The sequence below is a fragment of the Bacillus horti genome (assembly GCF_030813115.1).
GTDB lineage: Bacteria > Bacillota > Bacilli > Caldalkalibacillales > JCM-10596 > Bacillus_CH > Bacillus_CH horti.
In genome coordinates this window covers 85,511-100,097 of record NZ_JAUSTY010000014.1, presented here as the reverse complement: position 1 = coordinate 100,097, position 14,587 = coordinate 85,511, and the positions used below count along the sequence as shown (strand labels likewise).

At 41.9% G+C, this 14,587-nt stretch carries 9 protein-coding genes; all 9 read right to left on the bottom strand.

Going from position 1 to position 14,587, the window contains the following annotated elements:
* Window position 1 precedes the first annotated feature (1 nt).
* Window positions 2-691 (bottom strand): L-ribulose-5-phosphate 4-epimerase, encoded by a 690-nt coding sequence (araD, locus tag J2S11_RS15710; RefSeq protein ID WP_307396115.1) that lies wholly within the window; start codon window positions 689-691, stop codon window positions 2-4.
* 74 nt (window positions 692-765) lie between these two features.
* The gene (locus tag J2S11_RS15705) at window positions 766-1,299 is read right to left on the bottom strand and encodes a D-lyxose/D-mannose family sugar isomerase (RefSeq protein WP_307396114.1); all 534 of its coding nucleotides are present in this window, start codon (window positions 1,297-1,299) and stop codon (window positions 766-768) included.
* Window positions 1,300-1,359: 60 nt separating this feature from the next.
* Window positions 1,360-2,232, bottom strand: a complete 873-nt coding sequence (locus tag J2S11_RS15700) for a class II fructose-bisphosphate aldolase (RefSeq protein WP_307396112.1) — start codon at window positions 2,230-2,232, stop codon at window positions 1,360-1,362.
* Window positions 2,233-2,243: 11 nt separating this feature from the next.
* Window positions 2,244-3,260, bottom strand: coding sequence for a carbohydrate kinase family protein (locus J2S11_RS15695; protein WP_307396111.1), 1,017 nt, complete (start codon window positions 3,258-3,260; stop codon window positions 2,244-2,246).
* Between the two features lie 33 nt (window positions 3,261-3,293).
* Complete coding sequence (locus tag J2S11_RS15690) at window positions 3,294-4,289, bottom strand: ABC transporter permease (RefSeq protein ID WP_370875545.1); 996 nt, start codon at window positions 4,287-4,289, stop codon at window positions 3,294-3,296.
* Between the two features lie 10 nt (window positions 4,290-4,299).
* On the bottom strand, window positions 4,300-5,790 hold the full coding sequence (locus J2S11_RS15685; protein ID WP_307396109.1) for a sugar ABC transporter ATP-binding protein: 1,491 nt from the start codon (window positions 5,788-5,790) through the stop codon (window positions 4,300-4,302).
* A 103-nt stretch (window positions 5,791-5,893) separates the two neighbouring features.
* Window positions 5,894-6,841, bottom strand: coding sequence for a sugar ABC transporter substrate-binding protein (locus J2S11_RS15680; RefSeq protein WP_307396108.1), 948 nt, complete (start codon window positions 6,839-6,841; stop codon window positions 5,894-5,896).
* Window positions 6,842-7,429: 588 nt separating this feature from the next.
* On the bottom strand, window positions 7,430-11,785 hold the full coding sequence (locus J2S11_RS15675) for an S-layer homology domain-containing protein (RefSeq protein WP_307396107.1): 4,356 nt from the start codon (window positions 11,783-11,785) through the stop codon (window positions 7,430-7,432).
* Between the two features lie 149 nt (window positions 11,786-11,934).
* The gene (locus tag J2S11_RS15670; protein ID WP_307396106.1) at window positions 11,935-14,559 is read right to left on the bottom strand and encodes a winged helix-turn-helix domain-containing protein; all 2,625 of its coding nucleotides are present in this window, start codon (window positions 14,557-14,559) and stop codon (window positions 11,935-11,937) included.
* Window positions 14,560-14,587: the final 28 nt, after the last annotated feature.

Below are 14,587 nucleotides of genomic sequence, written 5' to 3'. Positions count from 1 at the left end.
CTCAGTTTTGACCGTAATACGCTCCCGAGCCATGTTTTCGATAAAAGTGCTTGTGTAGAAGCGCTGTGTCCATCGACTGTGTGGAAGGGGAAAGATGCAGAGTGTGGTAAGCCATCTTAGCACATTCCTCTAGAACCACAGCATGCATAACAGCTTGGCTTGGATTCTTCCCCCAATTAAAAGGGGCATGCTGGTGAATCAATATACTCGGGGTCTCATTTGGATTACGGTCTTGGAAGGTCTCTACAATGACCTGTCCCGTTTCTTTTTCATACTCTCCTGCAATCTCTGTATCAGTTAAAGCTCTAGTACATGGAACCGCTCCATTAAAATAATCAGCATGAGTCGTTCCTAAAGCAGGTAGCTCTCTACCTGCTTGTGCCCAAGCTGTTGCCCAAGGGGAGTGAGTATGAACGATCCCACCAATATCAGGAAAGCTTTTATATAAAACAAGATGGGTAGCTGTATCTGACGAAGGCTTAAGCTTCCCTTCAACAATATTTCCTTCTAGATCAAGGACAACCAAATCGTCTAGCTGTAACTCCTCATAGGCCACTCCACTAGGCTTAATAACAACCCTCCCTAATTCTCGATCTATTCCGCTCACATTGCCCCAGGTAAAAGTGACTAAGCCATGTTTGGGGAGAGCTAAATTTGCTTCAAGCACTTCTTCTTTCAGTTTTTCAAGCATCACTTTTCAACTCCGATCCTATTCCTAACTAACTTATACGGACAAGTTTCTTTGTACCTACAACTCCTCATCTATCATTCATTAACTCTTTTAATTCTAGGGTCTGTAAAAACATCCGTTTCATCCGTACTTCGAGTTGAGAATTCAGAAATGACCGCTCCCTCTTCTCCTGCTTTAAACCAATGAAGGGTATTCGGATAAATCGTATATTGTTCTCCGGGCTGTAAAATAATCTCGTGAAACACTGTATAATACTGTTCATCTCCAATAGGTGGATTTACAGTACGCGACTTGGTCTCCTCTCCTTCAACGTACAGGTAAACAAGTCCGTATCTACACCTAAAGGTCTCTTCTTTCCCTTCATCAAAGCTTCTTTTCGGATGCTTATGCTCTGGACATGTCTGGTGTGGAAGCAACACCAATTCCTTTGCACACACCTTTTCTGTATTGACATATGTGACTAATTGAAGACCACTAACCTCTACGTTAGCTAAGCCAAAGTCTGCTATTTCAAGATTGTTCTTTTCCGCTTCTGAAAGAACAATACTAGCCCTTTCAAACAGCTCTAATGCATGCTTCTTTACACGCTCATGGGGAGGTGTAAGCATTTTCTTCAGCTCCCTTCCGGATTACAAGATCATCAAGCTACACATCCTATTAAATCCACATTAATATCCATTGTTCATAAATATTTTCATGGCCCGTTTAACATCTTCCTTTATAGCCTGCTTAGCAACCACTGTGTAATCGTGGTAAAACAGATTCTGATTCTGCTGGATGTACTCCTTTACAGCCTGTGCTCCTGCTTTGGCAGCGTAGCTGTAATAATTGATTTTCCTAACTCCTGACTGGATGACGTTCACATAATCCTCTATCTCTAAGCCCGATCCTCCATGCATAACAACAGGTCGACCGATGTTCTCATAAATAGCCTTCAGACGCTTAATATCCAAATTAGGCTCTTGTACATATATTCCGTGTACCGTTCCAAATGAAGCCGCTAACGCATCAATCTCCGTTTTTTGCACAAAATCCTTGGCGATAAGAGGGTCTGTATAATAGTCCTCAGCTTCCTGAGTAGCGTGATGCTCTCCTCCTTGTGTCTCTTCTCCACCTATGCCAGAAGAAGTCATCATACCTAGCTCAGCTTCAACTGAAACGTTATGCTTATGGGCGTAATCGACTACCTCCTGTACAATTCTAATATTATCTTCATATTCCATATGGGAGGCATCTATCATCACGGAGGTAAAGCCTATATCAATCGCTTTCTTAATGATATTTAGATTTGACCCGTGATCCAGATGAACCACCACAGGAACACTAGCTTGTTTGGCAAATTGAATAAATATTGGTCCTATAATCTCTATTGGAATGATGTCATTATGGACCTCAGCGTGAGAAAGTATAATTGGAGATTGCAGCTCTTCAGCCGCTTCAGTTACTGCTCTGACAGACTCTAAAGTTGGGGAATTAAATGAGCCTACGGCAAAGTTGCCTTGCTCCGCTTGCTCTAAAATTTCTCGTAATGTGACTAGCATGGTGAGCCTCCTTAAATTTCTATCGTTTCTCTTTTCGCGTATTGCTGATACATATTCATTAATTGTTCAATTGGTTTGATCCCTGAGGTGCTATCCTCAGCGAGTAAAGAAGAAGCAGCGGCAGCGGTTCCTAGTTCCATAGCTTGCGGAAGCTCCATCCCTTTGAGAGCACCATACAAAACACCTGAAACATAAGCATCACCTGCTCCAACCGTTCCTTGAATATGAGCCTGCTCAATGGCTAAGGAAGGAATACTGTGCACATGTAATCCATCAAAACCAAAGCTACCTTCAGGTGTATGAATGACCACCCAATCCTGCACACCAAGCTCCTTAAGTCTCACCAATACCTTTCTAAGTTCATTTATCTTTAAATTTCCCTGTTGATCTCTAAGCTCTATCCCCACTGTTTTGCCCGCCTCAAGCTCATTAACGACACAATAATTGGTATAGGCTAAGCTTGGAGGAACGATTTGACTATATCGATTTCCACTTTCACTAACAATATCAATAGAAGTTTTGATTCCAGCCTCCTGTGCTTGCTTTAACACCTTAGCCATCTTTGTTCCGTACTCATCATCCACTTGATCTAGCGAATCTAGTAGTAAGATGTAAGCGATGTGTAATAGATTGGCCTGTAAACTCTTAAAATCGATCGTGTTTTCATTGAACAAATGAGAATTCCCTCTGTACGTAAAAAACGTTCTACTATGATCTGTTAAATCCTGAATCACATCTGTAAAAGGGGTTACACCCGTTGCATGTACCTGTTTAGTGTTAATGTTGCTAAATGTAGCTAGCTGATCCTGTATAAATAAGCCTTTTTCGTCCTTACCCACAAGGGCAATGACTTCTATAGGAAGCTCATGATCCATCTTAGCTAATCCAACAGCACAGTTAGAAACAGCACCTCCAATGGATCTAGATACACGTTGAATCGTGGCTAGCTCTGACGAGTTTGGATACTTCCTCACTTTTTTAATTTCGTCTACTGCCACCGTTCCGGCAATGGCAATTCCTTCTCTCACATCCATCACCACCTGCTCGATATAGGTTTAGAATTATGCCTCAATAGCTTTCCTTCTTTTAATAACGTCAGCATAGACAGCCACTAGAATAACAAATCCTTTAACAATATACTGCCAAAATGAGCTGACACCCATTAGATTTAAGCCGTTACTAAGAACTCCAATAATTAGGGCTCCAATTACCGTTCCCCCGATTCGGCCGTAGCCACCTGTCATACTTGTTCCACCTAGAACAACAGCCGCAATCGCATCTAACTCAGCTGCATTTCCCGCAGTAGGCTGACCAGAGAACATCCGAGAGGCAAGAACAATACCTGCAACAGCAGCCATTAATCCACTAAATGTATAAGCAAAGAATTTGATCTTCTTAATATTAATTCCAGAGAATTTAGCAGCCTCTGCATTTCCACCGACCGCGTACATATATCGACCGAGCTTTGTTTTATTCATAATTAAATAACATAAGATTAATAGAATGACGAGATAGACAACAGGCATGGGGACAATACCAAACAAGTAACCTGAGCCTATAAAATTAAAAGAATCGGACATCACTCGGACAGGCTTTCCATCCGTTATGACGTAGGCGGTTCCCCTGGCTATGTTCATCGTTGCCAGCGTTATGATAAAGGGTGGAATAACCGTTGTGGCAGCTACATAACCATTTACGGCACCAAACAGCATCCCTACAAGTAACCCTACAGCTACAGCCACTACAACCGGCGCGTCAAAAAAAGCAATTAGAGATGTAGTTGCAACACCTGTGACAGCCATAATGGAGCCAACTGAAAGATCAATACCACCTAGGATAATAATCATAGTCATTGCTAAGGCTAGGTAAAGGTTAGTTGAGGTTTGTCTTAACACATTTAATAGATTATTTGATGTAAGAAAGTTAGGATTAATTATTGTAATCACAATACATAAAACAACAAGCCCTATTAGAATCCCCATATTGTCCCGAATAAAGGACTTCACACTATAGCCTGCGTTTAAAAGTGGACTTTCTTTCTTTGATAGAGAAGACATTTGAAACATATTAATGACCTCCAATGGCGTAATGCATGATGGTTTCCTGATTAAAGCTATCTTTATCTAATATGGTTTGGATCTTCCCTTTACACATGACGGCAATTCGATCACTCATGTTAATCACTTCTGGGAGCTCAGATGAAACCATAATGATAGAAACTCCTTCTTTTACTAGCTGATTCATGATGGAATAAATCTCGGCCTTTGCTCCAACGTCTACACCACGTGTAGGTTCATCAAGGATGAGCACCTTAGGATTCGTAGCTAGCCATCTCGAAATGAGGACCTTCTGCTGATTTCCTCCACTAAGATTCCGCACCTCTTGTTCAGCGTTTGGTGTTTTAATGGATAGCTCTTTAATGTACTTATCCGCCTGTTGATCCTCATATTTGTTGTTTACTCGGAAAAAACGGATAAACTGGTCTAAAATTTTTATACTCGTGTTGTATTTCACAGAGCGGATGAGAAACAATCCCTCTTCCTTCCTGTTTTCGGTTACATATGCGATCCTATGCTTAATAGCATCATTGGGGCTGTTCATTTTAACGGGCTTTCCATTAACGATAATCTGTCCTTCTTCGAATGAATCTAGACCAAAAATACATTTCATAAGCTCAGATCTACCTGCCCCTACTAATCCCGAAAAACCAAGTATTTCTCCCTTTTTCAGCTCGAAGCTAATATTCTCTAGGACACCTTTCTTCGTTAGATTATCCACCTTAAGAACACTCTCTCCCGGCTCTGAAAAGTCTCTAACATAATAGTTGGTTAAATCTCGACCTACCATCATTGAGATAAGCTTTTCATTTGTTGTCTCTTTTGTGACCACCGTTCCAATATAGGATCCATCACGCATAACCGTAATTCGGTCGGTAATCTCAAACAATTCATTCATCCGATGAGAGATATAGATGATGCCAACGCCCTGCTTTTTTAAGCTTCTAATTGTCTTAAATAGAAATTCTACCTCTTTGTCACTTAAAGAAGATGTCGGCTCATCCATGATAATAATCCTAGATTGGAAAGAAACAGCTTTAATGATTTCAATCATTTGCTGCTGGGCGACGGTTAAATTGCGGATTGGCGTTTTGGCGGATAGACCTAAATCATAATCATCTAGCAGCTGCTGAGCGTGCTCATACATTGTTTGCTTATCAACAAATCCTGCCTTTGTCAGTAGCTCACGACCTAAATGAATATTCTCAGCAATGGATAGATAGGGAACTAGGACAATTTCCTGGTGGATAATACTAATCCCATAGTGCTGAGCTGCTTTTACGTCTTGAATGTCGACCTCTTGACCGTTAATAGAGATCTTTCCTTCATCAATGCTGTAGATTCCACCAAGAATCTTGATCAGAGTTGATTTCCCTGCCCCATTCTCTCCAAGAAGGGCGTGGACTTCACCAGCCTCTACTTCAAGGTTTGCCCCCTTTAAAGCGTAAACTCCAGGGAAACGCTTAGTTACTCCTGTCATTTCTAACAGCTTACTGCTCACAATCTCCACCTCGTTTACTGATAAAGGAGGTGCCTTATAAGACAAGCATTATTGCTTTCCTATAAAGGCACCCACTTTTTAATAGACACTCTTACACACTTTGTTATTGCCAGCCATCAGTACCATACTCATCTACATTGTCAGCATTAATTAAAAATGTCTCTACAGGTGTATTTTTCTCAAAGTCCTCATCATTCATAATTTTATAGGCGACCTCGACCGACGTCTTTCCAATCGAAATTGGTGATTGAGCCCCTGTTCCAACGAAAGAACTTCCTTCAGAAATAGCATGCTTAGCGTCCGGAGAGCCATCTACCCCATAAATAACAATGTCTGTTCGATTAGCCGCACGTACAGCAGCTAATGCGCCTAAGCCCGTTGGGTCATTTCCACCCATAATCGCAATGATGTCCGGCTGCGCCTGAAGAATATCCTCTGTAATACCTAGAGATGTTTCTAAGTCTCCACGACCATCCTGCTGAGCTACTACCTCAAACCCGTGACCATCAATTGCTTCCATAAATCCAGCAATTCTATCATTGATCGAGTTCATCGTTGGGCTATCTAAGACAGCGATCTTACCTCCATCAGGAAATCTCTCAACTAAATCCTGACCAGCAACTCTTCCAGCATTCATGTTGTCTGACCCAACGTAAGCGGTAACATAATCGAAATCCTTAACCTCAGTATCGTAGTTAATGATTGGAATATTAGCTTCTTCAAGCATGACTAAAGCTGGTCTAATCCCTTCCCAATCCACTGGATTTAAGAAAATAGCATCAATTCCTTGTGCAATCATGTCTTCAATCTGATTAATTTGTAGGGAGACATCCATCGCTGGATTCGTCGTTATAAGGCGATCCCCATTAGCCTCAACCTCTTCTCGAATAGCTTCTTCAAGTACTTGGAAAAATGGATTGTTCTGAGTCATTGACGTATAGCCAAATACTAGCTGATCTCCGTTAGACCCACCTGCTCCTCCACTATTGTTACAAGCGCCTAAAGCTAGAGCTAGTATCACAACAGATAATACAAGCAAAAATCTTTTCATCAAAGTTCCCCCCTGAGTAAAGTATGGTAAAAACGAGTTAGTTTATATTAAAGCCACCATATATGAAAGGGGCTTCAATAACGTTAAGAAAAGTTTGAAAACTGAAAAGGAATGACAAGTTAGGGAATGCTACGATCTACATATCCATGTCGTGCGATAAATGGTTCTATTTTAATTAAAGCGCTTTCATTACACATATTATAAACATGTACGTATAAGTTAATCAAGTGTTTGCATGAATTTATTTTTTGAACTGGTTTTTGGAAAAATAAAGGGGAACATTACCCTTTTCCTTGTTATAACAAGGTTTTATAATCATTCATATGCTTGTTAGGTATAAGATATACAACGAAAATCACTTAATGTTTTTCATTTCAATAATCACAATTCTTCCACACCTTTCTTATGTACGTACAATTTCGAGCAGCCTCCAGGAAACATGATGCGCTGCAGCAATTGGCTTTTAAACCTAAATTCTTACGTGAAAAAGAAGTGACCCTCTTTCATAGGCCACTTCTTTTTTCTGCCAAGCTTAACTATTTACGATTTTACTAGACTTTGTTAATACTATTACTCTTATTTTTTCTCCTAATTTCTTGATACTTCATAGTTTTGTGAAGCAGATTCGATATCACTCCAAGCCCAATGAGAGACAGAAACATCTGACCAAGTTGGTTGATCTATAGCGCTCATAGGTGTACGTCCAAGTACCGCATTCAGGACTTTTACCGCTTCAGCACGTGTCAATGCTCGATGAGGACGAAATGTGCCATCCTCATAGCCCTGCACCCATCCTTGCTGTTGAACCTGTGAAATAGCACGAGCTGCCCAATGACCCCGTACATCATCGAAGGTGCTCACTGCCTCTGCGTCAAGCTTCCTCCATCTAGCTAGGACGGTAGCAAACTCTGCACGAGTGACCTCCTTACTAGGAATAAAGCTATCCTTCCCTATTCCTTCCATGATGCCGGCCTGGCTGATTGTTTGAATAGCCTCTGCCGCCCAATGCCCCTGTTTCACGTCGTGGAAGGAATTCTCTCTGCCCTCATCATCAAACTCATCGTAAGCGAGAAGGCGTTCAAGTATGACAGCAAGCTCCGCCCTTGTTAAAGAACGCGAGGGCTGAAAGCTTCCATCCGCGTATCCGCTGATATAAGGCTCATAAAGCTCTTCCACGCCATCAGCTATTACACGGACAACAGCAAAGGTGCTGAATTGATTCACTTTGATTTGAATGCCCGTTACGTTGTGCCGATTATCCTGAATAATATCTCCTTTTACCAGTTCAGACGTTCCTTCATCACGGACCACATAAACGAACAAGCTATCTAGGTAAGCTTGTTGAAGACTTACATCTTTCGGCAGAGAAGAATGATTCAGCGGAAATGTCAGTAATGTTTCGACATTTGCTAAACTCTTACCTTGAGCATCTGTAGCTTCCACAATGATTGGCATACTGATCCGTTCGGCTTCTCCCTTTTCAACTATGGAACCCGACTCAACAGCATCAATAAAGCTCTGAGCCTGTTCCGTTCTTAGAGCTTGATCGGGTAGAACAAAACGAAATTGAACAGCTTGAGCGGACTGCTTTAAGCTCGTTAACTGCTGATGCGTAAGTGTCTGAGCAATATCATAAAAATCAAATTCTAGCTGCACATCTAAGCGGCTTAACTCCTGCAAGGCAGAGGGCGAAAGGCTGATCAAGAATTCATCTGCATCCACTTTAGAGTGACCCTCTTTAATTACAAATCTAATAGAGTTAGCTTGCTTTGAACTTAATGCCAATTTCAACTGTTGCACAAGCTGATGATTCAATCTAAGCTCATCTATTTTCTGACCGTTTTTCCCTTGCACTCGGTACATGAGAGCTTCAAGAGGCAGCTCTACTGAATCTAACTTGATCGTAATCGCCCGAGAGTTAGTCTCAGGCTGCTGAATCAGCTCAGATTCCTCTGGTGCAGGAGGATTATTAGGAATAGAAGGCAACCGAGCCCAGCTTGCATAAAGCGTAATATCCGCATCTTCAATCATTAGCTGATCCCCAGGCTCATACCCTGTACCACTACCATCTGACCTGGTATTCCAGCCTGAAAAGCTATACCCGTTTCTGATCAATCCGCCCGAATTAAACTCAATTGTAATCTGTTCACCAGTCTCATAGACACGTTCACCTACAGGAACGTGTCCAGAGGTGGCTCCATTCCCATCATACCTTACTAGATACGTTGCTGGCTGCTCAGGTGTACTTTCCTCCCATACGGCATACAAAGTAACATCCTCGCCACCCATTGTGAATCGATCTCCTGCCGTATACACATTGTCTGTTACGCTTTGAGAGAATGACCATCCAGCAAAACGATGATCTGGTAGAGAAAGCTGACCTAGATTACCCAAAACGGTAACCTCTTCGCCTTCCTCGTATCGTTCAGTATCGACTGGAACATCACCCTCAATCGCCCCATTTCCATCATAAGCTACGACATATGTCGGTACTACCGGAGGAGTGGTGGGGCTCAGCTTGATCACTTGATCCGCATAATAAGGAATTGCCCAAAGATTTTCTCCATCAGAAACACTAGAATAAAAGGATGCAATACCTTTGTTGAAGTCTAGTGGCCAATTCCTGTGTAATGTTGTTTCACCTGTATGGGGATCAATACGCATAAAGGCATTCTGATTGTATGGAATAAGCCAAACGGCCTCTCCATCATAGAACATTGAATTATAAGAAGAACCAGTAGGCTGCTCTCCTTCAGGCCAGATCTCATATTTCTCCAGTTCCCCTGTTAAGGTATGAATAGCTAGAGCATATTCCGTTGTTATTGGTGCCATCCAAATACGTTCGCCATCATAAGCTCCACCAATAAATCGATCAGCACTCAAGTTTACACCTATTGGTCCTTCAGCATATCCTGTCATTTCTTTTGTCAGGGTACTAAACTTCACAATTTGATTTGCCTCATAAGGAAGCATCCAGACGTTTTCTCCGTCAAATACACTTGCTGCAAAGGCTGCTCCGTTTAGCCCCCACTGAAAATCATCTGGCCAACTATCATAACCCTCCATTTCACCAGTAGCTGGATTTAGTTCAACAAGCACCTTCGAATTATGTGGGACAAGAATGATCGACTCACCATCAAAATATCCTCCTGAAAACTTATAACTTTCTCCAACATCATCTGGCCAAGCATCATAGCCCTGCATTTCACCCGTCAATGGATCGAGTTGAACAACCATATTGGCATCATAAGGGATAAGCCAAATCGACTCACCATCAAAAACACCACTGTGAAATGCTCCATTAGCAAAGTGATCCGGTCCTGGAGCATAGCCTGCTGGCCAACCTCCATAGGCAATCATTTGACCTGTTTCAGGATGGAAGCGTACGACTTGACCAGCTCTGTATGGAATCATCCAGATGTATTCCCCATCAAATACAGCACCTGAAAAAGCTTGAACATCTTTAGTAAAATCGACTGGCCAATCCCCATAAGCCGTCATTTCAAAATCTTTACCTAATGGACTAGAGGAAATAACACCACTATAGCTTCTTCCACTTTGGTTAAATATCTGTCCCTCTTCCAAATCAATTGGCTGTTTCGTGAAGCTTAAAACGGTCGGTGGACCTTCCTCAAAACCATTTGCTAGATCCTTTGCATACCTCACATATACATCAACAGCCCCATTAAAGACAGGCTCCTGTGCAGAATTGTATGCTTCATAATGAAGCCCTCCATCGATGGAATACTCCATCTTTTCATTTAGTCCCAAAATGCGTTTTGATAATGAATCTACAGAAAGCCCAGTAGGTTCACCCACAGACATCTGTCGGACAACCCCTTCTCCTGAGTGAACTCCCCCAGCCATCATATAGCTTCCATCGCTATTTTGCACAATACCGCGTATATTTCCAGTTCCCGGCCAAACCTTTCTCCATTGCTCATTGCCTTGCTCATCAACTTTTAGAAAAAAGCCATTCGATCCATTGTCTCCTCCAACCAACACATAACCACCGTCGCGAGTCTCCGTTACATCCAAGCCAATTCCACCAGAGCCTGCCTGCTCGTACACCTTGGACCACTGCATATTACCCTCTTCATCAATCAATGTTAAGGTAGCCCTTTGGGAAGGATTGAGTGTATTTCCACCAATGACAAATCCGGATGTTCCACTAAAACTGACCTTTGATGCTCTCTGAAAACTGGAGGAATTACCTACAGAATACGTCTGGGACCACATAATATCCCCAAGCGACTCCTCCAATCCAGACACTTTTACTACCAGAGCGTTGTTCTGGGAATTCCCGAAGAGCACAAAATCTCCGTTACCCTCTGGGAGCGCATCATAAATCATCTGGCTCTCAGAACTATCGCCGACAGGGATTAGCTTCTCAGCAATCATATCTCCATGCTGAGTAACAAGCTGTATGATCGGTCTTGCAGAATTGCCTAGAGTCTCTCTGACATGGCCTATAACGATATAACTACTAGAGTCATGTGGAAGCAAAGCAGCCACGTAACTACTTTCGTAAGCTTCTATATCCCTAGTCCACAATGTGCTGCCATCTGGGCTTATGCTACCGTAAATAGCATTATATTGCTGATTAGCTCCCGTAAATAAAAAGCTGCCATCCTCTGTCTCATATAGAGTTCTGATCATGCCCCCTTCAATTACCGACTCCCATATTATTCTGAAGTCCTTATCAAATTGAACAATGCGGTTAGTCTCTGCTATTGTCATCGTTCCGTTATCCGAAATAATAAAATCCATAATTTCCCCGATGTTATCCATCAGCCCTTCCCTCGAAACCATACGTTCGGATGCATACGCTGTCGAGCCAATCGGTATGATTCCAGAAATCAGGGTACTAATCAGAAGCCCAATAATGAAGCGATTTACCAATTTATTTTTGTATGCTACTTTTGCTAATTTGTCTAATCGCACGCTTATAAACCCTCCACTTTCATGCCAATATAAGTCTTTTCCTCTTAGCAAATCATTATACTATGACAAGGAGAGTTTGAAATCTAACCTGGGTTATAGATAGAGTTATAGAGTTATAAATTCTTAGCTATGAGTAATAGTAATAATGCCTATACACCCCGTAGCTCTCTACCACGCCGGATCGCTTCCACTCGACTAGATACCTGAAGTTTGCTGTAAATATGATTGATATGAGACTTTAATGTCCCCATACCAATTCCAAGTCGCTCTGTAATCGCTTGATTATCAAGGCCTTCCTCCATACATCTGTATACGCTTAATTCTCGATTTGTGAGCAGGACCTCCAAAGTGTCCAAAGAATCTTCAGAAGCTGAAAGAGTTATCCCCTGATCTGCAAAGCTAGATAGCACTCTTCTTACATACCTAAGCGATGGTATGCTCCGGTCTCTTAACAAGCCCTTTTGACGCATTTGAATATACTCCCCTAAGAGCTCCGCTACAGATAGCCCTTGATCAACAAAGACACGAATATAATCATCAGGCTCTGCATGTATTAAAGCGCCTTCTATCAAGAGAATAGCCTCCTCGTGATTACCCATTCTTTTTTGTAGCACAGCTTGAAGGATTTGGATTGCTAAAGCATCCATTGGACGATGATCCTTGAGGGCTATTTCCCATAACCTTTTCAATAAATTCCAGGCCGCTCGAAGCTCATTGGATGCTACCAGGATTCGTGCTAGAGCTTGATAATTATAAAGCTGATCAACAGACACTGCATCTTGGTGTGATAAACGGTACTTGCTCTTCCACTGCAGAGCAAGAAGAGTATCACCTTCATCAAGCTTAAGCAAGGCGAGCTCTGCTTCAATGAAAATAAGGGCCTCCTTCATTGCACTTGAATTCTCAAGGACTTTTTCTTTTGCCATTTCAAGCCATCTTACAGCTGCTATTACGTTGTGGTTGGCCACACTAATTCGTGAAAGAAAAAGAAGTGCAGGCACGAATACCTTTTCTGGCTCATGTCTAGTTCGTATGCTTTTCGTTAAGCCTTTTTTCAAATACTCCTCCGCTTTCTTCAATTCATTTCGTTCATACAATAACTCCCCATAGCAAACCTCAATAGCCTCCTCTATGCCCATCTGTTTCATGAAGGCAATCATGCTTTGAAAAAACGTATCTGCGATTTCTCTAGGTAGGTGTCTGCCTCTCTTACCGTTGTAAGACCGGTATATAGATGGCGCTAGAGGGAGATAAGGTGAAGCAAAAATTAAATCTGTACCAGTAGGACTATGCATTAAAGAGAGACGAATATACTCTAGACCTTTTACCATATCCATATCAAATTGAGTAGATTTAAAATTGCGAACAAAGTACAAATCTCCAGCATAGCGATTTCTTTCAGCAGAGGACCAAGAATGTGCCTCCTCCTCCAAAATTCTCTCCGCGCGTAATAAATACTCCTCCGCTACATCTGGTCTATTATCCCAAAGCAAGGAAAAAACAAAAGAGAAGTATAGATAATGATGAGATTGGAGAATGGCTTCAGGAAGCATGGACAGCCATTTGCGAAGCGTGGAAAATTGTCTGCGTATCATAAAGGACTTCATTTCCTCAAGTAAACGGATCGCTTCCTCGTAATGCTTTCCCGCTAAATAATACTCAACGGCGTCCTCTTTTAATCCCTGCTGCTCACACCAGGCACCAGCCAGCCCGTACAAACTTGTCTCTGCTCTCGGATCGTAATCAATTAATTGACGTCGTAGGAAAGCTTTGAACCAGTGATGAAGTCGATACCATTGATTGTGATCATCCAATGAAACAAGAAACAGATTGGAATCTATTAATTTTTGTAAGCTTGGAGCCTCTAAATCATTTTGTGACATCCATGCACATAGTTCATGATTAAAGCGTTGCAATAGGGACAGCTTCATTAGCATTTTACGCTCCGACTCGGACAAAGATTCAAAAACCTCTTCTGCTAAAAAGTTCTCTGCATGTACTTGCGGAGCTTCTAATGCATGAAAGAGTTGATCTTTCACTTTTCCATTAATGGCGATTACAGCAAGCTTTAATCCAGTAACCCAACCTTCCGTCTTGTATAGCAAGGATTGAATTTGATCATGAGAAAGCTCTACCAGATTATGCTTGTGAAAAAAGGCTGTAGCTTCCTGAAGATTAAAGCGCAAACTATCTGCTTCTAGCTTGTTCACCCACCCTCTGCTCAACCAACGGGCTTTTAAGCCTTCTGGTGATTTTCGACTAATGAAGCAAATATGTACGTTTGATGGTAGATACTCAATAAAAAAAGACATGGAGTCAACGATCCTTTGATCATCAATAACATGCCAATCATCAAGCACAAGGACTATATGCCTTGACATCTCCTCCAATTGATTAAGCAGTCTGACAAGAAACGGCTCCACATGACCTGATACAAGTGAACTAGAGACCATATCACTGCTTAGGGTATCCTCTAAAAAGTCAGGCTCAGCGTGATGTATAGCAGCACACACATATAACCAAAATCGAGCAATGTCATTATCTCTTGAATCAAGTGACAGCCATCCGTTCGACCTATCAAGCTGCTTGGTCCAATTGCTTATTAGCGTTGTCTTGCCGTAGCCTGCAGGAGCGATCACAAAGGTTGCTTTTCGCTTAAGTCCCTCATTTAAATGAGCGATTAGACTTAGACGCTGGATAGCTTGTTCAGGCTGTTGAGGTCGAAAAAGCTTACTTTTCAAAACTAGATTTTCATGTTGTTTAGCGTTGGACAATACACTCACATCCTTCTCACCCATTCAA

Excerpts from the sequence above, each read along its gene's own strand:
- J2S11_RS15700 (WP_307396112.1), bottom strand. The coding sequence starts at position 2,232 with ATGCTAGTCACATTACGAGAAATTTTAGAGCAAGCGGAGCAAGGCAAC.
- J2S11_RS15680 (WP_307396108.1), bottom strand. The coding sequence starts at position 6,841 with ATGAAAAGATTTTTGCTTGTATTATCTGTTGTGATACTAGCTCTAGCT.
- J2S11_RS15690 (WP_370875545.1), bottom strand. The coding sequence starts at position 4,289 with ATGTCTTCTCTATCAAAGAAAGAAAGTCCACTTTTAAACGCAGGCTAT.
- J2S11_RS15705 (WP_307396114.1), bottom strand. The coding sequence starts at position 1,299 with ATGCTTACACCTCCCCATGAGCGTGTAAAGAAGCATGCATTAGAGCTG.
- araD (WP_307396115.1), bottom strand. The coding sequence starts at position 691 with ATGCTTGAAAAACTGAAAGAAGAAGTGCTTGAAGCAAATTTAGCTCTC.